Here is a 24,589-nt window from a genome sequence, read left to right on the forward strand (position 1 = left end):
TCTCGGCTATGAGCGATTTAGAGACAGAGATTGCGCGGCGGCGCACGTTTGCCATTATCTCCCACCCCGACGCGGGAAAGACGACTCTGACGGAGAAGCTACTTCTCTACGGGGGCGCGATTCAGCTCGCGGGGTCGGTGACGGCGAAGAAGAACCGGCGGCAGGCGACCTCGGACTGGATGGAGCTGGAGAAGCAGCGCGGCATCTCGATCACGTCCACCGTGCTCCAGTTCGAGTACGACGGCTGCGTGCTGAATCTCTTGGACACGCCGGGCCACCAGGACTTCTCCGAGGACACGTACCGGACTCTGGTTGCCGCCGATAGCGCCGTGATGCTGATCGACAACGCCCGCGGTGTCGAGCCGCAGACCATCAAGCTCTTTGCGGTCTGCCGCCAGCGCGGGATTCCGATCTTCACGTTTATCAATAAGATGGACCGCCCCGGCCTCGACCCGCTGGACCTGATGGCCAACCTTGAGGAGGTGCTGGGGATTCGCTCCGCGCCGGTCTTCTGGCCGATTGGCGATGGCGACCAGTTCCAGGGCGTGTATGATCGCCAGAGTAGCCAGCTCCACTTGTACGACCGCGTCCAGCACGGTGCCAACAAGGCTCCCGTTCGCATTGTCGATCTAAGCGACCCGACTCTCGATGAGATTATCGGCAGTGGCCCGGCGCAGAAGCTCCGCGACGATATCGAGCTGCTGGATGTGGCCGGCGAGCCGCTCGACCCGGAGCGCATTGCCAAGGGCGAGATCACGCCGCTGTTCTTTGGGAGCGCGGTCACGAACTTCGGGGTCGAGCGGTTCCTGAAGCGCTTTATCGACCTCGCACCCACCCCGACCTCGCGCCCGGCCCAGGGCGGGGAGATCGAGCCCAGTGAGCCGGAGTTCCGGGGCTTTGTCTTTAAGATCCAGGCCAACATGGACCCGAACCACCGCGACCGGGTGGCGTTTCTGCGCGTGGTCTCGGGGCGCTTTGAGCGCGATATGGTCGCCCTGAATCCCCGCTCCAAGAAGTCCGTGCGCCTGACACGCCCACAGAAGCTCTTTGCCTCGGACCGGGAGACGGTCGATGTGGCCTACCCGGGCGACATTATCGGCCTCACCAACCCTGGTGTCTTCCAGCTCGGCGACACGGTCTGCACGGGGGCTCCGGTGCAGTTCCGGGGCTTTCCACGCTTCGCCCCCGAGCACTTTGGGGTCCTGCGCAACCGGAAGTCCGAGAAGTATAAGCAGTTCCAAAAAGGAATCGAGCAGCTCTCGGAGGAAGGTGTCGTGCAGCTCTTCCACGAGATCAACGCCGGGCGCACCGAGCCGATCCTGGGCGTGGTCGGGCAGCTCCAGTTCGAGGTGATCCAGTTCCGGCTGATCTCCGAGTACGGGGTCGAGACCAGCCTGGACCGCCTGCCCTACGGCCATGCACGCTGGATTCAGGGCCCCGAAGACGCCCTCCGCGAGGTCTACTGGGGCATGGGCACCCGCCGGGTCGAGGACAGCTTCGGCAACTTTGTCTGCCTGTTTGAGAGCCAGTGGGGGATGAACCATATTATCGAGAACAACCCCAAGCTGCGCTTTCTCTCCACCGCGCTCGATCTCTCGGAGTCTCAGGAAGCGGCCGGCGCGTGAGAGTCGCGCTGGTCACGGGGGCCGGGAGCGGGGTGGGGCGCGCGGTCGCCGTGGCGCTGGCGCAAGAGGGCTTCTCGGTGGCGCTGGTGGGGCGACGGCGGGAGAAGCTCGAAGAGACCGCGGCGCTCACCGGCGGACGCATCTTTGTCGGGGATGCCAGTGACCCCGTGGCGATGGAGCGCGTGCTCGCGGAGCTTGGCCCGGTCTCGGTGCTGGTCAACAACGCGGGGGTCCACAATGGCTTCGACAAGATCACCGAGAGCGACCCGGAGCGCTGGCGTCAGACCCTGCTGACCAATGTCTACGCGCCCTACCTGCTCTCCCGTCTTTGTGCACCGGGGATGAAGGCGCTGGGCTGGGGACGTCTGATCCAGGTCAGCTCCGCCGCGGGCTTCGCCCCGCCCGACGGCCCCGGCGCGGACTACATTCTCTCGAAGTACACCCTTAACTTCTTCACGCGCCAGCTCGCCGCCGAGCTGGTCGGCAGCGAGCTCTCGTGCTGCGCGATCCATCCCGGCGAGGTCAAGACCGAGATGTGGGAAGACATTAAAGACTTTGGCGGCATGCCCGGCTGGGCCGAGCTGGTCGAGCGCACCGGCGGCGACCCGCCCGAGAAAGCCTCCGAGCTAGTCTGCAAGATTGTCGCCGCCCCGGCAAGCGAGACCAACGGGAAGTTTCTCTGGATCGAGGGCGGCATCCAAGCCCCCCGGTTTACGTGGTAGATCACCTCTCCCCCAGCCCCTCACCTAAAGGCAAGGGGAGTAAGACCCCTCCCTGAAGCCCCTCCCTTGCCTTTAGGTGAGGGAGGGGTGGCTGAGCCGTGCGAAGCCGGGGTGGGAGAGGTTAGTAGCTCCGCGCAAACAGGACTTGCTGGGTGGCGGGCTGGCCGGTGAGCACGCAGACCCCCTCGCCGCCGGGCTGGTCCAGCGGGATGCAGCGGATGGTCGCCTTGAGCTCGGTCTGGATCTTGTCTTCGTCCTCGCGCGAGCCGGCCCACCAGGCGCGGGCAAAGCCGGTCTCGACTGCGGCCGCGAGCTCGGTGTAGTTGGCGACATCGACCACGTGGCTATCGCGGAAGGCCTTGGCGCGCTCGTAGAGGGCGGCTTGGATCTCTTCCAAAAGCTGCGGCAGGGTCTCGGGGAGCTCGGCCCAGCTGACAAAGCGCTTGCCTTCCTTGCCTGGACGGTCCCGGCGGCCCAGCACGACTGTCTGGTTGGCGACATCGCGCGGCCCGATCTCGATCCGCACCGGGATGCCTTTGACCTCCCACTCGTTGAACTTAAAGCCCGGCGTGACGTTATCCCGCGCGTCGATCTTGACACGGGCCTTATCGCCAATCGCCGCCTTGAGCTGCTCCGCAGCGGCCAGAGTGGCGGCTTTTTCGTCGTCGGTCTTGTAGATCGGGACGATCACCGCTTGGGTCGGGGCGAGGCGCGGCGGCAGCACGAGGCCGTCGTCGTCGGAGTGCGCCATGATCAGCGCCCCGACGAGGCGGGTCGAGACACCCCACGACGTTGTCCAGGCGTACTCGATCTCGTTCTGGTTCTGGCCCTGGAATTTAATTTCGAACGCCTTGGCGAAGTTCTGCCCCAGGTTGTGGCTCGTGCCCGCCTGGAGCGCCTTGCCGTCCTGCATCATCGCCTCGATCGCGTAGGTGCGTAGTGCGCCTGCGAACTTCTCCTTGTCGGTCTTGAGCCCCTTGAAGACCGGAATGGCCATGACATTCTCCACAAAGTCCGAGTAGACCTCATGAAGAATCTTCAGGGTCTCCTCCTCGGCCTCATCGTGGGTGGCGTGGGCGGTGTGGCCCTCCTGCCAGAGGAACTCGGCGGTGCGCAGAAACGGGCGCGTGCGCAGCTCCCAGCGCACGACATTAGCCCACTGGTTGATGAGCAGCGGCAGGTCGCGCCAGGACTGTACCCAGCGCGAGAAGCTATCCCCGATAATCGCCTCGGAGGTCGGGCGGACCACCAGCGGCTCCTCCAGCGGCGCGGCCGGAACCAGCCCGCCCTTGCCATCGCTCTCCAGCCTATGATGGGTCACCACGGCGACTTCCGGCGCGAAGCCCTCGACATGCTGCGCCTCTTTGGTCATGAAGCTCACGGGGATAAAGAGCGGGAAGTAGGCATTGACATGCCCCGTGTCCTTGATGCGCTTGTCGAGCCCCTGCTGGATCATCTCCCAGATCGCGTAGCCCGTGGGCTTGATGACCATACAGCCGCGCACCGGGGAGTAGTCCGAGAGGTCCGCCTCTTTGACGATATCGAGATACCACTGCGAGTAGTCTTTCTCGCGGGTTGTGATTGCTTGTTTTGCCATAGTGTTTTATCGAGAGGAAAAGATGTGGCGCTAAAAACGCCCGCCCGATTGTATCGGATCACGCAAAAAAAATCCCCGACATTCGTTGTCGGGGGGGGAGGGATATTCTCTTCGCGCTCGTAAAAGCGACACTTCGAAGAGACGCAAGCTCTATGCCAGAAGCGTAACCCACCCTAAATTTTTTTCGTCTAGGAGATTGTATGATCGCCCTCGACGGTGAACGTCCCGAAAGATTAAGAACATGAGAACCCTCCCCACGGCTTTGGGAATCGCGGCCTCGGTCATGCTCTGGAAAACGTGGGAGCATCACATAACACAGGAGCGCTCGGGGACGCTGACGATGCTTCCTCCTTACAGTGGCCGCTTTCCTGACTCTTGGGCGCTCGCCATCAGTGACCAGGGAGGGATTGCGGGAATCGCATTTAAGCCCGATAGGTCGGACAATATCCCCATTTACTGGGAGAACCCGAGCGCCCCTCCTCGCTCACTTCCCCACCCCCAGGGAGCGGACACGGCGCGGCTTCGGGCTCTCTCTCACGATGGGCGTTTTCTAGTGGGTCAGAGTGAGCGTTTCCGTGATACGGGCACCCATGCGACACTCTGGCACCCCCAAGGTGTCACCGTTCTGCCGTCTTTAACCGGCGCACGCTTCTCCGTGGCAACCGGTGTCAATACGGCGGGAGTGGCAGTGGGCTATGTTGATTTTGGCGATGAGGAGCCGCGTGCAAGCTATCGGTACCGTGGATATAGGGCGGTTCTCTGGAAAGACGGCCTCGTGGAGTTTCTCGATGAGGAAGAGCGTGGAATCGCCGCAGCGATCAACGACTCGGGGCTGATTGCGGGCTATAGTACGGGCCAGCCCGTTGTGTGGCAGAAAGCCCGTAAGTACCTGCTCAAGGGAGGGCCGGGGCAGGCCAAGGCGCTCTCCCTCGCCGGAGTGATCGGAGGAGTGCTGGCAGGAAAGCCCACGATTTGGTCTCAGCTAAGAGCTACCCCAAAGCTTCTGGCCACCCCAGAAAGGGTCCCCGGCGAAGTACGAGCCGTCAACGACCGTGGCCAAGCCGTGGGTGTGGTGTTCGATCCCAAGGCGAAGGCCCCTCGGGGGGCGTACTGGGAAGACGGCACGTTTCGTGATCCCAATACCCTCATCCCGGCGGGCTCGAACTTTCGCGAGCTCTTTCCCCAGGAGCTGAATAGCCGCGGCCAGCTTGTCGGGGTGGGGTATACCAACCGCGACGAGCTCCGCGGGTTTATCTACACACCTTGAGCTTCGCCGCCGGTTGGAAACCGGCGTCTGCAATGACCTTCGGCCACAAAGCCCGGGCACCCTCCGGGTGCGGGCTACCAAACTGATTCCCAGCCCGGCACGGGCTTTGCAGCCGCAGGCTACTGCGGACGCCCAATTCCATTGGGCGAACTCGCTGTAGAATAGGGGTATGCAAACCGTTGACTTGGCAAGGCTGCGCACGGGGCATCCCCGGCTGATCGTCTTGGACTCCGAGCTAGAGCGGGTGAAGACACTCGCGACAAGCGATCCCAATGCCACACGCTACCGCGAGAACCTCACCGCGGCGGGGGAGAAGCTGCTGGCCGACCCCACGACGGTCGAGTACAAGCTGATCGGGCCGCGCCTGCTGGACCAGAGCCGCAAGTGCCTCTCGCGCATCTACACCCTGGCGGCGCTCTGGCGGCTCGATGGCGACAAGAAGTGGGTGGAGCGGGCGAAGAAAGAGCTCTTTGCCGCCGCCGCCTTCCCGGACTGGAACCCGTCGCACTTTCTCGATGTCGCCGAGATGACCCATGCCTTTGCCATTGGCTACGACTGGCTCTATCACGGCCTCACCACCGACGAAAAAACGCTCCTCAAGACCGCGATCGTGGAGAAGGGGCTCCGGCGCGGCGAGGAGGCCTACAAGGGGACCAAGCCGTGGAGGTGGTGGACCACGGTGCACCATAACTGGAACCAGGTCTGCAATGGAGGAATGGGCCTGGGAGCGCTGGCAATCGCCGACGAAGAGCCGCAATTAGCATCTTTTATTCTCCATAGCGCCCTAAAGTCGCTCCCCGCGGCCATGGCCTCGTTTGGCCCCGATGGCGGCTGGAACGAGGGGCCGGGCTACTGGGACTACACCGTGCGCTACACGGTTCCTCTGATCGCCGCGCTGGAGTCCGCGCTGGGCTCGGACTTTGGGCTCGCCACCGCAAATGGCTTCGACCGCACGGGGACCTTCCGGCTCTACTTTGTCGGCCCCACCGGGAAGGTCTTCAACTACGCCGACGGCGGCGATAACTCCGGGGCCGCCCCAGAAATGCGCTGGCTGGCACGGCGCTTCAAGCAGCCCCTCTACGACTGGGAGGCGAATCGGGGGGCGGGGCGCTTTGGCGGCACCATGGACCTGCTCTGGTACACCGCCGCTAGTAGCAATCCCAAGAAGGCAAATGCGCCCCTGGACAATGTCTTTCGTGGGATCGACGCCGCCTTCCTGCGCTCGGACTGGGGCAGTAAAGAGGCGCTCTGGGTGGGCTTCAAGGGCGGGGACAACGCCGCCAACCACTCCCACCTGGACCTGGGGACCTTTGTCTTCGATGCGCTGGGCGAGCGCTTTGTGATGGAGCTGGGGCCAGACAACTACAACCTGCCCACCTACTTCGGCGACAAGCGCTGGACCTACTACCGCCTCCGCACCGAGGGGCAGAACACACTCACGCTCGATGGCGAGAACCAGGCGACCAAGGCGAAAGCCCCTCTGCTCGCCTTCTCCCCACAGGGCTACGCGGTCGCGGATCTCACGGCGGGCTACGTCCAGGCGAGCAAGCTCTGGCGCGGGGTCGCGCTGGTGGAGGGGCGCAAGGCGCTCCTGATCCAGGACGAGCTCACGGCCAAGCAGCCGGTCGAGGTAGGCTGGCGTATCCACACCCTGGCCCAGCTCGCGGTCAGCGGGGCGGAGGCCACGCTCACGCTCAAGGGGAAGACCTGCACCGCGCGGATTCTCGAGCCCGCCGGGGCGGTGTTTGTTGCCGAAGAAGTCGTGATCGCGCCGGTCGAGGGGAGCAAGGAGCAGCCCAAGCCTACCAAGGGGGAGCGTCGCCTCCTAGTACGCCTCGCCAGTAAGGTGACCCAGACCCGAATCGCGGTGCTGCTCACGCCCGGCGATGGCCCCAAGACAACCCCGCTCCGGCCCCTCCGCGACTGGGTGAGCGCCGCGCCGTCGCTCCCACGCCTCGGGGGCGGGCTCTAGCGCATGTGAGCCTGCCCCTGTAGACAATACGAGTTTTTCCCGACAATCAGGGGCATGGCTCGTCTCTCCGATAAGAAAATCGCATGGCTACTCTTCACGGTCGCCGCGCTGGTCTACGCGCTCACCCTCTGTAGAACCATCTACACCGGAGACGACGGAGACTTCGAGACCGCCATGGCAACACTCGGAGTCTGCCACCCCACGGGCTATCCCCTCTTCACCCTCCTGGGACGAGCCTTCCTCCTGGGACTAGCACCCGTCATCGACGAGCCCGCCCTGCGCATCAACCTCATGACCGCCCTCTTTGGCGCGGGCGCGGTGGGGATGTTCTACCGCTTTGTCGCCACTGTCGTTCCCTCGCGAGTCGTCGCCGCGAGTGCCGCCCTGCTGCTGGCCTTCGCTCCCACGCTCTGGCAGCAGTCGCTCTCGTGCGAGGTCTACACGCTCACGGCGCTGTTTCTGTGCACGGTGCTCTGGCTGAGCGTGCGGCTGGAGCGGGGTGAGCAGGTGCTGGGTCCGCTGGTGCTGGTCTATGGTCTTGCGCTGACCAACAACCTGACGATGGCGCTGTTCCTGCCGGGCTTCTTGGTGTTTGCGTGGCGTCGTGTGGGCTTCAAGCGGCTCTTCTTGTGCGTGCCACTGTTTGTGCTCCCGCTGCTGCTCTATGCCTATGTCCCCCTCGCCGCCAAGTACGGACACTCGCCGCTCAAGTGGGGGGACCCACAGACCTGGCCGGCGTTCTTCCAGCATGTCAATGGCTCGCAGTACCGCCCGCTGATGTTCACCCAGCCCCTCGCAACCTGGCACCTACGGCTCTGGGAGTACGCCAAAGGGGCGCTCTGGGTGGAGTTTGGGGGGCACTTTCTGGTCTTTGCGATCCCCGGCATGGTGGCGCTCTGGCGACGCCAGCGTCCGGTGCTTTGTCTGACTGCCTGGATCTTTGCGGTAGATATTGTCTACGCGACCAACTACGCCATCAGCGATATCTATGTCTACTACATTCCCTCGTATCTCTGCATGGCGGTCTGGATCGGGGTAGGCCTCTCCGAGCTGGGCGGCTGGCTGGTGCGTGTTCGTCCCCAGCTGGTCCGCCCGCTCGCGCTCCTGCTCCTGCTCACGCCCCTGGTCCAGATGACCACCCACCTGACCTCTACGGATAAGAGCAGCAACTTTCTGGAGGCAGACTTTGCGAGCAATATCCTGGCAAGCGCACCCAAAGACGCGGTGGTGCTCAATACCAACAACACGATCTTTACGCTCTGGTACCTGAAGTTTGTCAAGCACCAGCGCCCGGATGTGGCGGTCCTGAACGTGGACTTGCTGGAGGGGACTCTCAACAACAACGCGGCCTGGTACTTCGAGCACCTGCAGAGCCAGTGGCCCAGTGTTCCCTCGCCGCTGGGGCTCCCGACCAAGGCCACCAGCGATGGCACCTACCTCCAGCTCCTGGTCCGAACCGCGCTGGCGGAGGGGCGGCCCGTGCTCCTGGTCTCCGACGACCGGCAGGACGGCCTGAGCATGGAGGCGGGCCAGCCTTCGCTCAACGACCGCCTCAAGCCCTTCACCCGGCGACCGTGGGGGATCACGCAGCGCCTCTACGAGCCGGGAACGGAGCCGACCGACACGGAGCTGGTCGCGCAGAACGCCGCGCTCTGGCAGGGCTTTCAGACACGTGGGGTCTACGCGGGCTGGAAAGACGGCGACCCGCTCCAGCTGCATATCCTCGTGCGCTACTTCAACGCCCACAAGGCCCTCGCCCCCCTCGCCGAGAGGCTGGGACAGAGCGAGCTGGCCCGTGAGCACTACGCCGGGGCCAACTTCCTCTTCCAAGACCCCGAGGTCGCGGCCGGGCTCAAGCGGCTCCCCCCGAGGCCTGCCAACGAGCCCTAGTGGGACATCCTCTTGGCTCTTTTCCCCGCAGTGAGCTCGTCCCAGGTGCGGGGGACGACAAGCACTTCGAGAGGGAGCTGGTAGGCGAGCCGGATCTGGCGCTCGTAGGCGGCAGACGAGATAGACTCCCGGAGCTGCACCTGCCAGGTCTCTTCCTGGCCGGTGTGCGGGTGTGCATAGCCCATCTGCTCCCGGAGGCGGGAGAAGGCACCCGAGAGAAGCGCGGCGCGCTCCGGGGAGCCGTGGCGCAGCTCGACCCCTTGCTCGAAGTAGAGCGTGTACATCAGCCCCGCCAGAGAGCGGTTTTGCAGTGCCCAGTGCTGCCCAAACTTGAGCTGTGCGTAGGCCTCCGCCAGGCGCCCTTGGCCATCGAGGGCCAGAAAGAGCCCCATGCCGATATTGGCCTGGTAGCGCGAGTGGGGCGAGTCGTAGAGCAGGGCCTCCCGAGACGCCGCCTCTGCCTCTTGCCAGAGGGCCTTGGAGCGCTTTGGGTCACTCGGAGTGAGAGCCTCGGCAAGGGGGTTGAGTACCCGGTTGAGCGAGACAAGCGCACGAACCAGTGTGGGGGGATCGCCCAAGGCACGGGCTTCGTCGAGCGCGACCCGCTGGAGCCCCACGGCGTCCTCGTGGCGCTTGCGCTGCGACGCCGTGTAGCTCTGGTGGGTGAGGGCCTCCAGTGCCCAGCGTGGGGCCTGGTGGCGCAGGGCCTCGGTGCGGAGCTCTTGGGCAAGCTGGTCCATCTCGTCCCAGCGCCCGAGATCGTTGTAGAGCATCAGGGCACGGTGCAGGAGCTCGAAGCGGAGGGCGGGCGGCTCGACCGTGCGCCAAGCGTCCACGGCGCGCTCGGCCCAGGGGGTGGCGCGGCGGTGGTGGCCTCGGATGAAGCTAAAGGTCAGAAAGCCCGTCAGGCCCTGCCAGAAGAGGTCCGTGGGGGCGCTCCCGCCTCGCTCTAGGGCAGCCAGCAAGTTCTCCAGATCGGACTCCAGCGGGCCGAACGTGCGGACATCGTGCTCCGTGGCACGGGCAAGGAGTGTCAGAAAGTAGGCGGCATGGCGCTGGCTGAGGAGCTCTTTTTCCGAGCACTGCTCGTTGGCGAACTGGCGCAGGGTCTCCAGGAACCCAAAGCGCATGTTCCCCGTGAGCGCATCTTCCTGCACGGTAATCAGCGAGCGCTGGACCAGCTCATCTAGAAACGTATCGGCCTCGGGGAGGGCTTGGATCGCCTCGACCGCCTCCTGGGTCCAGCCGCCCTGGAAGAGGGCGAGGCCATAGAAGAAGCGGCGCAGCTCGGGGGAGAGGAGGTCCACACTGCTCTGGATCACCGCGCGGAGCGAGCGGTGGCGCTCGGGGATGTCCCGCTGGGTTGCGGCGAGGCCGAGCACGCTCTCGGAGAGGGCGAGGGCGATCTGGCTGGGGGTCTGGGTGCGGGTGCGGGCGGCGGCGAGCTCCAGCGCTAGGGGCATTCCCTCCAGCCTCTGGCAGATGGTCACCAGCGCCTCCGTGTGCCGCGGTGTCAGGGAGAAGTCCGGGTGGGCGTGGCGGGCACGGTCACAGAACAGGGCGACCGCGGGAAACTCCAGCAGGCGCGCCGGCGAGGTGGTTGCGTGCGGGGGCTCCAGCGGCTCCAAGAGCACCACGGACTCCCCTTGGATATCCAGCGGCTGGCGGCTCGTCACCAGGATCGTCAGCGCCGGCGCGTGCGCCAGGAGCGCCAGAACAAGTGCCGAGGCAGCGCTCAGGACATGCTCGGCGTTGTCGAGGATCAGCAGGAACGCGCCACGGCGCACCAGGAGTCCTTGGAGCGTTTCGAGGGGATCGGTCTCGTTGCGGGCCTGCACCCCGAGCGCCTGGAGCGTAAACTCCGCGAGACGTCCCGGGTCGGTGAGCTCGGCGAGGGGGACAAAGGTGCTGGGGAGCGGGAGGCGGCGGGCGGTCTCGACCGCTAGGCGGCTCTTGCCCATCCCTCCGGGGCCGATCAGGGAGACTAGGCGGTTGCTGGTGAGGGTCTCGATCAGCCGCTCGCTCTCGGTCTCGCGCCCAAAGAACTGGGTCAGGTAGACCGGAAGCTGGCGCGTGATCGCTCGCTCGGGTGTCTCGGGGGGCGTGGGCGCGGCGTGTATCACGGCCGAGGGAAGCCCCTCGCGGAGGGCCTCCAGCCGCTCGCGCTCCGTGAGAATCCAGTCGTCGTAGAAGCCCGGAAGGAGCGGTCCCGTGGCGAGCTGCGCGGCGAGGGCACGCTCCCCTTGCTGGAGGGCGTGGTCGAAGGCGACCACATCGCACCAGACACTCTCGCGCCGGAGCCGGACATAGCCCGCGCGGCTGGCATCCAGTACCGAGCCGGGGGCCATGCCGGGGAGCTCCAGCTGGTGGCGCAGGGAGCTCAGCGAGAAGCGCAGGCGGTTTGCCGTTGTCTGCGGGTCTTCGTCGGGCCAGAGCATCTCGGCGAGCTCCTCGCGGGGGCAGTCGCGCCCTAGGTGCAGGCAGAGATAGGCCAGGAGCGCCGCCACCCGCTGGGAGCGGAAGCGGCGCACTTCAGCGCCCTCGGCGGTGAGGAGCCGAGGGCCATCAAAGAGCGCGATACGCCAGAGAGGCTCCACTTAGGGCGTCTTGATGTCGTAGCACCAGAGGCAGCCCATGTCGCGGATGTAGAGCTTCCCCCCGGCGATAATCGGGTACGCCCAGGCCTTGGCCTGGCCTCGGTCGGGCTGGTTGGGCGGCGAGAAACGGCCCTTCTCCTTGTAGCCCGTGGGTGTGGCCTCGACCAGCGCAACCTCGCCGTTATCGCCGTGCAGGAAGAGCAGACCATCGGCGGAGCAGACCGCCGCGGAGCCCACCGAGCGCTCGTCCCAGAGAACCTTACCCGTGGCAAAATCGCTACAGAATAGGGTCGCACGGTTCGTCCCGTAGAGGTAGTTGCCCACCTTGACCGCGCCTCCCAGACCGTTGTAGCCCTTGCGCTCGACGTAGACCGGGTCCGCGGTAAAGCTCCCTGCCGCCGCCGCGATCTTCGCCACACCACCCGCGGTTGCTGCGGCGCTATAGACCATGTTCCCTGCCGCGATCGGCGTGAAGGCATGCATCTGGAACTGCGTGTCGAAGGTCTTGTCGAAGCGCCAGAGGAGCTTTCCCGATGCCGCCTCCACCCCGACCAGGCTCTTGCTCAGGTGCTGGACATACTGGCGTACGCCGTCGAGCTCCACCGCAATCGCGGAGGCGTAGCTGGCCACTTTCTCGCCGGGGATCGCGCTCTTCCAGAGGGTCGCGCCGGTCTTTTTGTCGAGTGCCACCATCGCGGCCGTCTCACTGCCCGGGCAGACAATCACCTTGTTGCCGTCCACGAGTGGCGACTCAGCATAGGCCCAGACCCCCGCGGTCCCGCCGAAGTCCGTGCGCAGGCTCTTCTTCCAGACCTGCTTGCCGGTTGCTGTATCGACGCAAGCTAGGTCGCCATCCGAGCTGAGCGCGTAGAGGAGCTTGCCATCGACCGTGGGGGTGGAGCGTGCCCCGGGATAGTTGGGCTGCTGCTTCGGGTTGCCCACCGCGCCGAGCCGGGTGGACCAGAGCAGCTTGCCATTGGTGGTGCTGTAGGCGCGGACAAACTCATTCTCCAGCCCCTCGTTGCTCAGCACATAGAGCCGATTCCCCACCACCACCGGAGTCGAGTACCCCGAGCCGATATCCTTCACCTGCCAGACCAGCTTTGGCCCACTCGCAGGCCACGCCTTCAGTAGTCCCTTCTCTTGCGAGATACCATCGCGCTTCGGCCCGCGCCACTGCGCCCAGTCATCGGCCCGCGCCACGGTTCCCACTGCTGTGAGTGCAAGCGCTACCAGCGCCAAATTTCGAATTTTCATAAGTGCTTCTTTCTTTCGCTAAAGTAAGTATGGATGATTATCTCACTATACCTGAGAGCTTATGAGGAGGTTCCTCGGTATAATTTTCTTCCTGTTGCAATTTGTGTGAGCCTTGGACGGTAAACGTCCGCGCCCAGAGGGCACCCGGGGCACTTCGTGCCGCCTCCTCGTCCCTCGTCGGTACAAGTAGGCTCGTCGGTACAAGACTAATCTGAGCGAAGCGAACGGCGGAGGGACGACGCCCCAAAGCCGCACGATTTCCGTGCAGGGCTCACACGATCTCCGACAGAAGGATAATATTTCATGTTCAAGCCCAAGCCGACACTGCCCGCGCGTCTGAAGGTCTTCTTTGCACGGGAGGCACCGGTTGGGGTGATCTTTCGTGAGGGGCCACGCAAGCGGACTCGGCTGATTCTCTGGCACACGGACACCGATACCTTTGAGCCAGGGCACTGGTTCCTGGGCAAGCTCCAGTTCGGCGATCTCTCTCCCGACGGCAAGCTGCTGGTCTACGCGGCATCGAAATGGCATAAAAACCACGGTGTCTATGCCGACTCGTGGGTTGCCATCAGCAAGCCTCCCTACGTAACCGCTCTGGCATTCTGGTGGACAGCCTGGGGGAGGGGGCAGGCTATTTTTCAGGATAACCAGACACTTGCCCTGGGGCGGTGGCTGGCGATCGGCTCGGAGCTGCATCCCGATTACGCGCTCGCCCCTTGGCTGAAGGTCACGAAGTACCCCGACGGAATCCCCGTGTCGCCGAGGGGGTGGCAGGTGGTCGGGGAGGGGGAAGAGCCCCTCTACGAAAAGCCCCTGTCGACACCCCAAGGCCGGTTTTTTCTGCGTGGCCAAGCACGCCAGAGCCGCTCGCCGCTCTACACGCTCTACGACTCTTTTGAGCAGGCCACCCAGAACCTAGAGGCAGAGCAGGCCGAGGTCGATCCGCAGGGGCGGCTGATCCTCACGCGCGACGGCAAGCTCTTTGTGGCGGCCCTCCACGACGAGGGCTCTCTCACGACAACCGAGCTTGCTGACTTCAACGACATGGCCTTCGAGGCGCTCCCGCCCCCCGAGTGGGCCACGAGGTGGTAGGACGGTCTAGCGCTTGAGGATGTCCTTGAGATTGGGCAGCGTATTGAGCTTGGCACCCGCCGTGAGCTTGAGGGCATCACACTTCTCCCACATACGGATGTAGTCCTCGGCGGAGCGAAAGAGCGGCGCGAGCTCCTCGGGGCGCATCCCGGTGTTCTTGATATCCTGGAGCATGTCCGGGAGCAGGCCGTAGTGCGCCAGGCCATCGAGGTTGAAGTCGAGGTCCCGGGGGCCGATGGTCGAGCGGGTGAGGGCATTGGGTGCCCCGCTGCCGGAGGGAGCAAGGACGAGATAGGCGCGGCGGGTCATCTCAAAGGCGCGCTGGTAGAGTGCGGCGTCGGGTTCGTTGCGGTTGGTACGGCGGTGCTGCTCCAGAAACGGCAGGTAGTCTGAGGCCCCGAAAGGGCGGCTCGGGTTGGTGTCCACCCACTGCCGCGCCGCGCGGGCGGCGTGCTGGATATCGGGGCCTTTGTAGAGGTCCACAACCGGGTTCTCCACCACCCCGCGAATCCCCTTGGCGATATTGATCATCCACTTGCCAGGGACATCGAAGATCGTCCGGGCGGCCTCCACCAAGAGGCTCCCGGTGGCGCTCAGCAGGTTCCACTCGAAGATCGGGCCTCCGGCAGGCTCTAGCGGGAGCGCGTCCAGCGGCTTGTTGCCCAGCCCCAGCGCCACGGCCTGGAAGGCATTGCGCTGGTCGGCGTTGTAGGTGCGATCTCCTGCTCTCTCGTAGGCATCTCCTTCCCACCGGTAGCCGCGGGTGTCGCTCAGGCGGGTGCGGTAGGCCACGGGCGAGCGCTGGCTATCGACAGCCTGGAGCCGGGTGAGGCCACGGGTCTGCTGGAGGAGCGTGTCGCCCTCCATGGCATGGGCACCGAGCGGGCCAAAGCGCGGCCCCAGCCCGCCCAGCATCGCCATGTCGGTCGAGAGGGCGACACTCTTGCCCCCCATCTGCTGTATGGCGTAGCGGTAGGCGGTCGCCCAGGAGGTCGAGCTACCGGGGGCATCTAGCCGCGAGGTCGTCTGGGCGTCTTTTCCCAGCGTGCTGGGCGCGACCATCCCTCCCAGCGCCCTCAGGCGGGCCATGACCTGCGGCGAGACATCGCTCTCGCAGGGGACCTTGTGGTGGTCGCTGGTGCGGGCGTGGGTGGTGCAGAGCCCCCGGAACGAGCAGTGGCCGGCGATCAGGGGGTAGCCCTGGACACTGCCCTGTGCCCGGCTCTCCGCGAGGGCGAGGACACGCTGCTGGGTGAGGTCGCTCATGTGGTCGATATCGATCACCATCCCCAGGTCCATCAGCCGCTGGATCGCCGCCTCGCCCTTGGGAGTGAGACCCTGTGCGTTCATGTGCCCGGACTTGCTGGCGTAGTCCGGCTTGATCGCACGCACCTGCTCCAGCAGGGTCGCGGTGTCGAGGAGCATCCCGCCGGGGAGCCGGAGACGGTCTAGCCCCAGGCGGCGCGAGGTCTGTGCCAGCGACGAAAACATATCGCTGGGGAGGTCGAGAAACGACTCCATCGAGCGGTACTCCACCCCGGCGGCGCGGGCATCGGCATCGGGGCGCATCGGGTGGAGCGTGCCGCGCAGAGCGAAGTGGTTGAGGTCGAAGATCATGTTGTAGAGCGCGGAGCCGCCCAGGTCGTTGTCGGCGAGGTGGATGGGGAAGATGTGGCGGACGCCGCGCTGGTAGAGCGTGTTGAGCTCGTCTAGTACATCGGCCTCGGTTGGGTTGGTCTTCTTGCTCAGGTTGCCCAGGCTATCGACCTCGACTCCCAGCACCAGTGCCAGCTTGTTCTGCTCGATCAGCCGACGGGCCTCCGCAGGGGTCTTGGCGATCCCCATCCAGCTACTGTTGCGCCGCGCGAGCGCCTCTAGCTCCGTGAGCTGGGCATTGATCGCATCCCAGTCCGAGACATTGCGGCTCCCTCGGGGCATGAGGTTTCCCAGGAGCTCGGTGTTGACCACGTGGGCCACCATGAGCCGTAGGCCGCCGTCGTAGGAGCGCCGAATCCACTGCTCGTGCATGTGTTGGTGGGTGCGGGAGTTGAAGCGTGGCCAGCCATCGTGGTTGTGCTCGACCCCACCCGTGCGGTGCCCAAAGCTCTCCTCCACGGCGTTGTAGGCCAGCTGCGCGATCGCGTCCTGGTCGAGCGGCCCCCAGCCCAGAGCGCGCTGGAGAAAACCGGCGGCCGTGGGCTCGGGGAGGCCGAAGGCACTGCGGATTCCATTGAAGGCCGACTGGGCAGGCCCCTCGGTGGCGACACTCAGGGTGCCCCTGACCGTCCCCAGCACCGCATTGGCAGTCTCGTTGGAGACTCCCTTGTAGGTCAAGAAGAGCCGCACCCAGTCGTCCCAGATCGAGACCAGGCTCACGCCATTGCGCACCAGTCCCAGGATCGCTCCCACATCCCGCAGGCCGGTGCCCCCGATTCCGTGGGCGGGTGTGCAGTCGTGGAGGGCCGTGGCGGGATCGCCGGTGTTGGAGCCCCAGTACATCCCGCCCCAGGCCAGCTGCGCCGCCGGGTGGGTGTGGGTGTCGGCGAAGCCCCAGAGCGGGCGCTTGAGGCTTGGGGCGGGGGGCAGAGGCAAGGGCGTGGCGGTCTCCGTGAGCTGGATATCATCGACCACGATATAGCCACTGGGGTCCTCGTCGATAATCTGCACCCGCACGGTCTTGCCCATCAGCTCGGCAGAGATCGGGAGCACCATTCGGCGCAGGGTATCGTCCTGGGGTGCCTCCAGAAACCCGATTCGGACAAACTCGCTATCGACCCGTGGGTACGGGCTGGTGGCCGGCTCACGGAGCTGGAGCTCGAGACGCGGCCCCGTGCCGGAGGTGCTACTGCCGCGTCGGCCCGCCAGCAGAACCTGCAAGAACGGCTTCTGGAGCGGAAAGCTCACCGAGCTCAGGCGGCCCCGGCGGCTCCCATTGCGCCCGGTCTGACCCGCGGTCGGTGCGCCGGTGTCGCAGAACCAAGTGCCTTGTGCCTGGAAGACCTGGACGGCACTATCGCGGACGGGCACCCAGTAGTCGCCCCCGAGGGGAACCGGGGCTGGGGGCGTGGGCGGGAGCTCCGGGCGTGGAATCGGGCAGATCGCCTCCAGCATCGCCTCACTGCCGGACGTGGCGCTCCAGCCTTGGCTCTGCTTCTCAAAGTCCCAGTTGGTCTGCAGGAGCAGCGTGGGCTTGAGGTTCGGAGGAAGCGTGACCAGCGGCTTGTCTACCACGGGGGGCTGACTTCCCAGCCGTAGCTCCGCCTCTTCGTAGACCGCCGCCTCACCGGGTTTTTCATTGCCCAGCTTCAACCGGAGCGCCTTGAACTTATCGTCGGGGCTGACCGCAAAGATCAGTGCCAGCGCGCGCTTCTCTCCCGGCGCGACCACCGCCATGCTCCGTGGCTGGTCGCCCTGGGCCATATCGAGCCCCGTGAGGGCGTAAGTGCCATCGTCATCGGCGACCGCCTCGGCGCTCAGCCACTGAAGCCCCCGCTTGTCTTTGGAGAGATTGCTCACCTCAAGCTGCACCACAAAGAGCGTCTCACCCTCCTTTGCGCCGAACGCTCTCTGGCTCTTGCCGTAGCGCTCGCTCCACTTGGGGACCAGCTCCACCTTAGTCACCTGGAGCTGCCACTGCTTCTCAAAAAGCGCAAGCGGCGGCTGTCCCTGTGGGCTCGTGGCACTCACCGCGACTGCGGAGGGGAGGAGCACCTGTGCCGACACGGGACGAGGTAGTAGACTTGTGACGAGGCAGAGCGACGAGAGCCAGAGGCGGGTGTTCATGGGCTAGTTTCCGCTCCGCAGGCTACGCACACAGTCGCGGATCGAGAACCAGTCCTGGCTGGTGGGGAAGGCGAGGCCGCGGCCGGTCTCGCGATCGACAATCGTGAGGGTCTTGGGGTGGACATCTTTAGGAACCCGGAAGAACACCCGGATGTCCTGCTTCTCCCCCTTGCTGAGCTCGCCTGCAAACGGTGTCGGGCGTGTCTCCAGCAAGAACCCCCCGATCCCACCGGGCGCTTCCTTGATGATCTTCTGGCCATCGTCTGTGGTAAGCACCATGTCAAAGGTACCAAAGTTCAGCCCGACCTTATCGGCGAGTGCCTGGAAGCTCAGGTGCGCCACGAGAAAGTGATTGCCCTCCCCCGGCTCCTCGTCCCCGTCGATCTTGGCCTCGCTCCACTCCAGGCCGCGCAGCCCCAGGTCGAACCAGCCCGCGGGCATCACGCAGTCCCGGATTCCCGCGATCACGTCCTTGGCGACCGCTCCCGTGCCCGCCCAGCTCGGGAGCGCGGCGATCTTGTCCGTGAGGTCGTAGCGGAGCACCGGGGTGCCGTCCTCGCGCTGGACGATCAGCTTGTGGATGGATTCCTTGGCGGGCACCGTCACCAGCGCCAGCACCTCAAGCTTCTGGCCTGGCTTGAGAGGAAGATTAAGGCACTCCTTGCGGGTCTTGGGGTTGAGCAGGACAAAGCGCTCGCTATCGGTGCCATCGGGGGTGACAGCCGTGAGCTTGAGGCCGCCGGGGCTGAGCGCGAGCGGCTGCTGGGTGGGGTTTTGCAGGGTCAGCTTGAGGAGCAAGGTCTTTTCATCGGCCTTGGGCTGTGCGGGCTTGAACCCCTCGAAGGCGGACTCATAGACCCCGGGGGTGCTGGTGTACTCCGCGCCGGTGACCGTGACATTGAGCGGGGACTCTTTTCCCAGGGTGTAGGTCGTCGCCAGCTTCCCAAAGTCGCCGGCGAGCTGCTTGGTTCCCAGCACGATGGGGCGGGTCGTGTCGTTGATTGCCGCGGTCTTGGGCGGAGCCGCGGGCTTTGGCTTGGGCTTCTGCGCCAGGGCCAGCGCTGGCACCGTGAGCAAGAGCACGAGAGAGAGGGAGGTTGTTTTCATCATGCCCTATTGTCTGGAGGCGACGTTACACCAAGCGTTACAAAATCGGCGTAAAATAGGGACGCATGGTGCTGCAGCTTAAATTTTTCGGAGGATGGGACGCCCGCTTGGGAGAGGCACCGCTCGCGTGTGGGCGTCAGGCGAGCCGCTTGCTGGCGCTGCTGGCCTGGCGGGCACCGCGCGAGGTGGAGCGGGCGTGGCTGGCGGAGACACTCTGGCCGGACGCCGACGAGAGCCGGGGGCGTTTTTACCTGCGGCGGACGCTGCTAGAGCTGCGTGAGGCGCTGGGGACGGCGGCGGAGAGCGTTCTGCATACCGAGGGAAGCCGCCTGCGCCTGACTGTCCGCACCGAGCTCCAGGACTTCGACCAAGCGCTCCAGCGCGGCGATCTCACGGCGGCGCTGGCGCTCCACACCGGGCCGTTTCTGGCGGGCTGGAGCGACGAGTGGGTGCTGACGGAGCGGACGCGCTGTGAGCAGGCGCTTCTCGTGGTGCGCGAGACCCGTACTCTGGAGCGAGAGCGCCACGACAACCTCCCGCAGCCGCTCACGCCTCTGCGTGGCCGTAGCCGCGATGTCGAGCGCTTGGGCGAGCTTCTTGCACAGAGCCGCCTCGTGACCCTGACCGGTGCGGGTGGGGTTGGCAAGACCCGGCTCGCGCAGGAGGTCGCTCGGGGCTGTGCGAGGCGCTTTCGCCATGGGGCGGTCTTTGCGGACTTCAGCGCCCTCACCTTAGGCGCATCGCTGAGCGATACCCTGGCCCAGGCGCTAGGGCTGGGCTTTGGGGCGGCCAATGGGGGGCAGGATGCGGTCCTGCGTGCCCTCCAAGAAAACGAAATACTAATTTTTATTGATAACTGTGAACAAATACTCCCCGATGCAGCGCAGCTGGTGCGCACCCTGCTTACGCGGACCACACAGGTTCGGCTCCTCGTGACCAGCCGCGAGCCCCTGCACCTTCCCGGTGAGACGGTCTGGCGTGTCTCCTCCCTCGCCCCCGCCGATGCCGAGGCGCTCTTCTGTGAGCGCGCCCGCGAGGCCAGCCCGGAGTGGCAGCCGACTCCCGCCGACGAGGCCGCGCTGAGCGTGATCTGCCGCCGCCTGGAGGGAATCCCCCTGGCCATCGAGCTGGCGGCGACCCAGATCGCGGCGCTCTCCGCGACCGAGCTGGCACAGCGGCTGGAGGGGAGCTTTCTCTCGCTCCTAGGAGAGGATCTCTCCGCGCCGCCGCGCCACCGGACCCTGGAGGCGGCGATCCGCTGGGGCGTGGAGCTCCTCACCGAGCCCGAGCGCCTGTTCTTTGCCCGGCTTGCGGTCTTCTCCGGGAGCTGGAGCCTGGAGGCCGCCGAGGCGGTCTGTGCCGATACGCTACTCTCGCAAGAGCAGCTCGCCCCGCTCCTCACTCGGCTGGTTGGGCGCTCTCTGGTGAGCAAGAGCGAGGGACGCTACCGGTTTCTAGAGCCGCTTCGTGCCTTCGCCGCCACTCTCCCGGAGGCAAAGACCCCGGAGCTTCAGGCCCGCCACGCCCAGTTCTTCTGCCAGCTCGCGACCCAGCAGCTCCGCGCCCTCCGAACCCACGGCGAGAGCGCGGCGCTGCGGGCACTGGTGCAGGAGCAGGCCAACCTGGAGGCGGCGCTGGGCCGCTGTGAGACCCCTGAGCGGGTGCGCTGCCTGGGGCTGGCACTAGGGCGCTTTCTCCGTCGCCGTGGCTACGCCCTCGCTGCCGTGGTGCCGCTGGAGCGCGCGCTGGGCACGGCCCCCGACGATCCCGAGCTGCTCTGTGAGCGTGCCAGCCTGCACCTGGACCTGGCGGAGTCCGCACTCGCCCACCACTGCGCGACCCAGGCTCTTGCCCAAGGGGGAGATCCACAGGTGCAGGCCGATGCTCACAATCTTATCGGGCAGGCCGCCGAGCAGGAGCGGGACTTTGCCCGAGCCCACACGCACTTTCTGGAGGCACTGCAACTCTACCGCTCCGTGGGCGAGCAGGCGGGAGCGGCACGGATGCAGAACAACCTGGGCTACCTGGCGTTTCTCGATCCCAGCCAAGACCGGGTGGCGGCGGAGGAGTCCCTGCGCGAGGCGATCACGGTGCTGGAGGCAAGCGGGGACCAGCACGCCGTGAGCTCCGCCCTCAACAACCTGGGGAACCTGGCGTTCCTGCGCGCGGACTGGAGGGCGGCCGGAGCTGCCTACGCCGCCTCGCAGGAGCGTGAGGAGGCACTGGGCAACCCGCTGGGGGTCGCGCGGGCGCTGAGTAACCTGGGCGAGGTTCGGCAGCAGCAAGGGGACCGCGAGTGCGCCCTGAGCCTCTACAACGATGCCGAGCGGCGCTTCCGTGAGCTGGGAAGCCCGCTGGCCGACTACACCGCACAGCTCAAGGAGAGCCTGGGATGAGCCACGACCAAGTCCCCACACCCGAGGAGCTCGATCTGCTCCGTCGCGAGGCGGGTGAGGCCCGCCGGACACTCGACTACGAGAGAGCGATCACGCTCAACCGCCGCCGCGCCGACGGCTGGCGCAAGCGGGGGGAGCGCGCTCAGGAGGCCGCTACCCTGGTCGAGCTCTCGCGTGACTACCAGAGCAATGGTCAGCCGCTGGTGGCCTTTGTCTGCCTTGCCGAGGCGGAGGCGCTGGTCCCCGACGATGCGACGGTGCGGCTGGCGCTGGGCGATCTCTATACCCAGCTCCGCCTTCGTGAGCAGGCGATTGCGGTCTACGAGCGTGCGGGCGCTCTGGCGACCAGTCGGCTCATGGCGGCCTATCTCAGTAAGGGCGACCGGGTGCGTGCCCGAACGTTTCTGGAGCGAGAGCGCCAGCGACTCCAGCAAGCCAAGAACCTGCGGGGCGAGGCGAACCTGCTGGCCGCTTGGGGGGAGCCCGCTACCTACGCCGAGGCGGAGGCCCTCCTGGTGCGTGCCCTCGCCGCGACCAAAGACCCTGTGGAGCAGGCACAGATGCTGTCCCTGCGGGCCACCCTGCTGGGCTTACTCAAGCGCCCCGACGAGGCCCGGCAGTGCTTCGAGGAGCAGCTGGCGCTCTGCCAGCGCGCGGGGCTCGTGCCGGAGCGCTTCATGGCCCTGGGCGCCTACGCATCGTTTGAGTACTTCCAGGGTGCCAAGCCCAAGGTGCTTGCGCTGGTGCAGCGCTACCTGTCTTTCGCGCAGCAGCAGCAGAGTCCCGTGGACGAGCGCGGGGCGCTCCAGAAGCGGCTCGACTTTGCCAGCTACGACCAGGACTGGGCACAGGTGGCAGCGGCCTGTAGTGAGCTCATTAGCCTCTGCGTGGCGCAGGGCTGGCGCGGAACCTACGACCTACCGTACTTCCAGGACCGCCACGCCGAGGCGCTCCAGAAGCTCGGAAAGCGCTCCGAGGCAAGTGCCGCCTGCCGCGCCGCGATCGCCGTCTTGGAGCAGCGCCGCCGCACCTACGCCGGGCTCAGCGATGCCGCTCTGGCGTTTCGTCAGGGAAGCCGGAGCCCCTACGAGCGCCTGCTGGGCCTCCTGCCTCCCCAGAGCCCCGAGGCCTTTGGGCTGGTGCAGCGGCTCAAGGCGCGGGCGCTTCGGGAGCAGCTAACCCTGGGACGAGGGAGCCAGGAAGCCGCCCCGAGCCCCGAGGAGACTGCCCTGCGCGCCCGCTGTGAGCAGCTCAATGCGGCGCTGGTCCAGGAGGGAATCGCCAATGCCGTGGGGGGAAAGAAGCGCTTTGCCGAGCTCCAGAGCGAGCTTCGCCAGGCCGAGACCGCGCTGGCACGCTTCTACGACACCCTCCACGCCCGCTCGCCCCAGACCGCCCTCTGCCGCGCCGCGTCGGAGCCGACTCTGGCCCAGGTCCAGGCGCAGCTGAAGCCGCGTCAGCTCCTCTTGGACTTCGTTCTGCCGACCCTCCCCGAAGAGAAAGTGCGCGTGCTGGCGCTCCAGCGCCAGTCCGTGACCCTGATCACCTTGCCCACCCCGCTGGCAGAGCTGCGTGGCCGGGTTCAGCAGCTCCGAGAGGCCTGTAGCTCCCCGGATCGTCCCTGGCAGGACGCGGCGCGGGCCCTGGCCGACGTGCTCATCGCGCCCTTAGCGTCCCAGCTTCGGGGGATGGAGCAGGTCGTTCTCTGCCCGGATGGGGCGCTCTGGGAGGTGCCGTTCCTGGTGCTCTTGGACCAGCCGGTCGTGAGCTATGCCTTCTCCGCCGCGCTCTGGCTCCAGCAGCGAACCCTCCCGGCCCTGCCGCCGCGCCCTCTCTCTCTCCTGGCGGTCGCCGCCCCGAACCTGGCGGGCTTCAACCGCCCGATTATCGCGCCCGAGCGGCCCATTATCGCTCCCGAGCGGCCGATCATTGCGCCCGAGCGGCCGATTATCGCGCCGGAGCGGAGTGTCTTTCTCCCGCCGGGGATGCTCTCGCTCTCCCTCCCAGGGACTCTTCAGGAGGCGGCGGCCCTGGGGCAGCTCTTCCCTGAGGCGACCGTGCTCCTGGGAAAAGACGCCCAGGAGAGCCGGGTCAAGGCCGATGCCGTGCGCTGTCGGCGGCTCCATATCGCCACCCATGCCTTTGTCAACGACACAGCGCCTGCGCTCTCCTGCCTCGTCCTCTCCGACCCCACGGACTTGTCCCGGGAGGATGGCTTTCTCACGGCGCGGGAGCTCATGGGGCTGGACCTCTCGGGGCTGGAGCTGGTGACCCTCTCCGCCTGCAACACCGCGCGAGGGCAGCTCCTCACGGGCGAGGGTGTGCGCGGGCTGAGCTGGGCGCTCACCGCAGCGGGGGCACGCAACCTAGTGCTGAGTCAGTGGTCGGTCCCCGACGAGGCGACGGTGGTGGGGATGCAGGCGTTCTACGCGGCGCTCAAGCGCGGCCTGAGCAAGCCCGCCGCCCTGCGCCACGCGAGCCTGGAGCAGCGCAAGCTCCCCGGCCGCGAGCACCCCTACTACTGGGGAGCGTTTATTCTGATCGGGAGTGGCCTCTAGAAAAGAGCTCGTCTAGGCAGGCCGATGCGGCCGCGCGCACCCGTGGCGTGCGGTGCCAGCGTGTGCAGAGCCAGGCATGGGGCACCACAGACCAGTCTTTCGCATCTCCGAGCACGAGCAGGGCCGCGATACAGAAATCTGCATCGCCCGCCTGGTCCCACTTCATCGCGTCCCAAAGCCAGAGGCGCAGGTAGAGCCGCTCGATCCGTGTCAGCCGCCGCGCCGACTCGGTGGGGAGACGGAGGAGGAGCCGCTCTAGCTCCTGCCGCAGCTCTCGTCGCAGGGTAGCGTCCTCGCTGAGCCCAATGCTGCGAATCGCCGAGATGACCTTGGCGGCGGCGGTGCTGTCGGTTAGGTCACGAACACTGTAGCGCAGTAATCGGGTGAGGTTCACGCGCCGCGGTGTCTGGGTTTTCCCGATTTTCGATAAGACGAAGAGAAACACGGGGGAGAACAGCACCATCGCGACCGCAAAAAGAAGGGAGAACTCCCAGACACTACAGAGAGCACAGCACACCCAGAAAATAGCCAGGTAGGCCAAGCACCCAAACCCTGCCCGCCACTCGGCACTCTTCTCTCGCTTGAGGAATTGTAAGAGAAGGGGCAAGAGGTTCTCTGCACCGTAGGCGGCGACAATGCTCTCCAGGGCGCTTTGGAGGGTAGGCTCCTGTAGCTGTTTCCACAAGCGGCTCTGTGTGTCGCGCTGGCGCTGCATCAAAATTCGGT

14 protein-coding genes are annotated in these 24,589 nt (G+C 65.9%); 8 read left to right on the forward strand and 6 right to left on the reverse strand.

Going from position 1 to position 24,589, the window contains the following annotated elements; all coding sequences use genetic code 11:
* The first annotated feature begins 8 nt into the window (after nucleotides 1-8).
* Both HNQ39_RS01300 and HNQ39_RS01305 read left to right on the forward strand, forming a co-directional pair.
* The gene (locus HNQ39_RS01300) at nucleotides 9-1,625 is read left to right on the forward strand and encodes a peptide chain release factor 3 (RefSeq protein WP_184192134.1); all 1,617 of its coding nucleotides are present in this window, start codon (nucleotides 9-11) and stop codon (nucleotides 1,623-1,625) included.
* The gene (locus tag HNQ39_RS01305) at nucleotides 1,622-2,347 is read left to right on the forward strand and encodes an SDR family NAD(P)-dependent oxidoreductase (protein ID WP_184192136.1); all 726 of its coding nucleotides are present in this window, start codon (nucleotides 1,622-1,624) and stop codon (nucleotides 2,345-2,347) included. Before HNQ39_RS01300 ends, HNQ39_RS01305 begins: the two co-directional genes overlap by 4 nt.
* Before the next feature lie 121 nt (nucleotides 2,348-2,468).
* On the opposite strand, the gene proS is transcribed toward HNQ39_RS01305, so the two are convergent.
* Nucleotides 2,469-3,944 carry a proline--tRNA ligase gene (gene proS, locus HNQ39_RS01310; protein ID WP_184192138.1) on the reverse strand — a complete coding sequence of 492 codons (1,476 nt, stop codon included), beginning with the start codon at nucleotides 3,942-3,944 and terminating at the stop codon, nucleotides 2,469-2,471.
* Between the two features lie 241 nt (nucleotides 3,945-4,185).
* Here proS and HNQ39_RS01315 point away from each other — a divergent pair, with 241 nt between their 5' ends.
* From HNQ39_RS01315 to HNQ39_RS01325, 3 genes are all read left to right on the forward strand, one after another.
* On the forward strand, nucleotides 4,186-5,211 hold the full coding sequence (locus tag HNQ39_RS01315) for a hypothetical protein (RefSeq protein WP_184192140.1): 1,026 nt from the start codon (nucleotides 4,186-4,188) through the stop codon (nucleotides 5,209-5,211).
* Between the two features lie 169 nt (nucleotides 5,212-5,380).
* Nucleotides 5,381-7,183 carry a heparinase II/III domain-containing protein gene (locus HNQ39_RS01320; RefSeq protein ID WP_184192142.1) on the forward strand — a complete coding sequence of 601 codons (1,803 nt, stop codon included), beginning with the start codon at nucleotides 5,381-5,383 and terminating at the stop codon, nucleotides 7,181-7,183.
* A 54-nt stretch (nucleotides 7,184-7,237) separates the two neighbouring features.
* Entirely contained in the window at nucleotides 7,238-9,073 is a 1,836-nt protein-coding gene (locus HNQ39_RS01325) for a glycosyltransferase family 117 protein (protein WP_184192144.1), read from the forward strand.
* Here the strand turns inward: HNQ39_RS01325 and HNQ39_RS01330 are convergent.
* Both HNQ39_RS01330 and HNQ39_RS01335 read right to left on the reverse strand, forming a co-directional pair.
* Nucleotides 9,070-11,670 carry an AAA family ATPase gene (locus HNQ39_RS01330; protein WP_184192147.1) on the reverse strand — a complete coding sequence of 867 codons (2,601 nt, stop codon included), beginning with the start codon at nucleotides 11,668-11,670 and terminating at the stop codon, nucleotides 9,070-9,072. The genes HNQ39_RS01325 and HNQ39_RS01330 overlap by 4 nt on opposite strands.
* Entirely contained in the window at nucleotides 11,671-12,927 is a 1,257-nt protein-coding gene (locus HNQ39_RS01335; protein ID WP_184192149.1) for a PQQ-binding-like beta-propeller repeat protein, read from the reverse strand.
* A gap of 303 nt (nucleotides 12,928-13,230) precedes the next feature.
* Between HNQ39_RS01335 and HNQ39_RS01340 the strand changes: the two genes are divergently transcribed.
* Nucleotides 13,231-14,019, forward strand: a complete 789-nt coding sequence (locus HNQ39_RS01340) for a hypothetical protein (RefSeq protein WP_184192151.1) — start codon at nucleotides 13,231-13,233, stop codon at nucleotides 14,017-14,019.
* A gap of 6 nt (nucleotides 14,020-14,025) precedes the next feature.
* On the opposite strand, the gene HNQ39_RS01345 is transcribed toward HNQ39_RS01340, so the two are convergent.
* Together HNQ39_RS01345 and HNQ39_RS01350 are read right to left on the reverse strand one after the other, a co-directional pair.
* Nucleotides 14,026-17,802, reverse strand: coding sequence for a membrane dipeptidase (locus HNQ39_RS01345; protein WP_184192153.1), 3,777 nt, complete (start codon nucleotides 17,800-17,802; stop codon nucleotides 14,026-14,028).
* 3 nt (nucleotides 17,803-17,805) lie between these two features.
* Nucleotides 17,806-18,912, reverse strand: coding sequence for a hypothetical protein (locus tag HNQ39_RS01350; protein WP_184192154.1), 1,107 nt, complete (start codon nucleotides 18,910-18,912; stop codon nucleotides 17,806-17,808).
* Between the two features lie 62 nt (nucleotides 18,913-18,974).
* On the opposite strand from HNQ39_RS01350, the gene HNQ39_RS01355 reads away from it, so the two are divergent.
* Together HNQ39_RS01355 and HNQ39_RS01360 are read left to right on the forward strand one after the other, a co-directional pair.
* Nucleotides 18,975-21,305 carry an ATP-binding protein gene (locus HNQ39_RS01355; RefSeq protein WP_184192155.1) on the forward strand — a complete coding sequence of 777 codons (2,331 nt, stop codon included), beginning with the start codon at nucleotides 18,975-18,977 and terminating at the stop codon, nucleotides 21,303-21,305.
* Nucleotides 21,302-23,863 (forward strand): CHAT domain-containing protein, encoded by a 2,562-nt coding sequence (locus HNQ39_RS01360; RefSeq protein ID WP_184192156.1) that lies wholly within the window; start codon nucleotides 21,302-21,304, stop codon nucleotides 23,861-23,863. Before HNQ39_RS01355 ends, HNQ39_RS01360 begins: the two co-directional genes overlap by 4 nt.
* Here HNQ39_RS01360 and HNQ39_RS01365 read toward each other — a convergent pair.
* Nucleotides 23,838-24,578, reverse strand: a complete 741-nt coding sequence (locus HNQ39_RS01365) for a hypothetical protein (protein ID WP_184192157.1) — start codon at nucleotides 24,576-24,578, stop codon at nucleotides 23,838-23,840. The two genes, HNQ39_RS01360 and HNQ39_RS01365, sit on opposite strands and share 26 nt — an antisense overlap.
* Nucleotides 24,579-24,589 lie beyond the last annotated feature (11 nt).

Source organism: Armatimonas rosea (assembly GCF_014202505.1).
GTDB lineage: Bacteria > Armatimonadota > Armatimonadia > Armatimonadales > Armatimonadaceae > Armatimonas > Armatimonas rosea.

Coding starts and splice junctions, on each gene's coding strand:
- HNQ39_RS01300 (WP_184192134.1), top strand. CDS start 9: ATGAGCGATTTAGAGACAGAGATTGCGCGGCGGCGCACGTTTGCCATT.
- proS (WP_184192138.1), bottom strand. CDS start 3,944: ATGGCAAAACAAGCAATCACAACCCGCGAGAAAGACTACTCGCAGTGG.
- HNQ39_RS01315 (WP_184192140.1), top strand. CDS start 4,186: ATGAGAACCCTCCCCACGGCTTTGGGAATCGCGGCCTCGGTCATGCTC.
- HNQ39_RS01320 (WP_184192142.1), top strand. CDS start 5,381: ATGCAAACCGTTGACTTGGCAAGGCTGCGCACGGGGCATCCCCGGCTG.
- HNQ39_RS01325 (WP_184192144.1), top strand. CDS start 7,238: ATGGCTCGTCTCTCCGATAAGAAAATCGCATGGCTACTCTTCACGGTC.
- HNQ39_RS01335 (WP_184192149.1), bottom strand. CDS start 12,927: ATGAAAATTCGAAATTTGGCGCTGGTAGCGCTTGCACTCACAGCAGTG.
- HNQ39_RS01340 (WP_184192151.1), top strand. CDS start 13,231: ATGTTCAAGCCCAAGCCGACACTGCCCGCGCGTCTGAAGGTCTTCTTT.
- HNQ39_RS01345 (WP_184192153.1), bottom strand. CDS start 17,802: ATGAACACCCGCCTCTGGCTCTCGTCGCTCTGCCTCGTCACAAGTCTA.
- HNQ39_RS01350 (WP_184192154.1), bottom strand. CDS start 18,912: ATGATGAAAACAACCTCCCTCTCTCTCGTGCTCTTGCTCACGGTGCCA.
- HNQ39_RS01355 (WP_184192155.1), top strand. CDS start 18,975: ATGGTGCTGCAGCTTAAATTTTTCGGAGGATGGGACGCCCGCTTGGGA.
- HNQ39_RS01360 (WP_184192156.1), top strand. CDS start 21,302: ATGAGCCACGACCAAGTCCCCACACCCGAGGAGCTCGATCTGCTCCGT.
- HNQ39_RS01365 (WP_184192157.1), bottom strand. CDS start 24,578: ATGCAGCGCCAGCGCGACACACAGAGCCGCTTGTGGAAACAGCTACAG.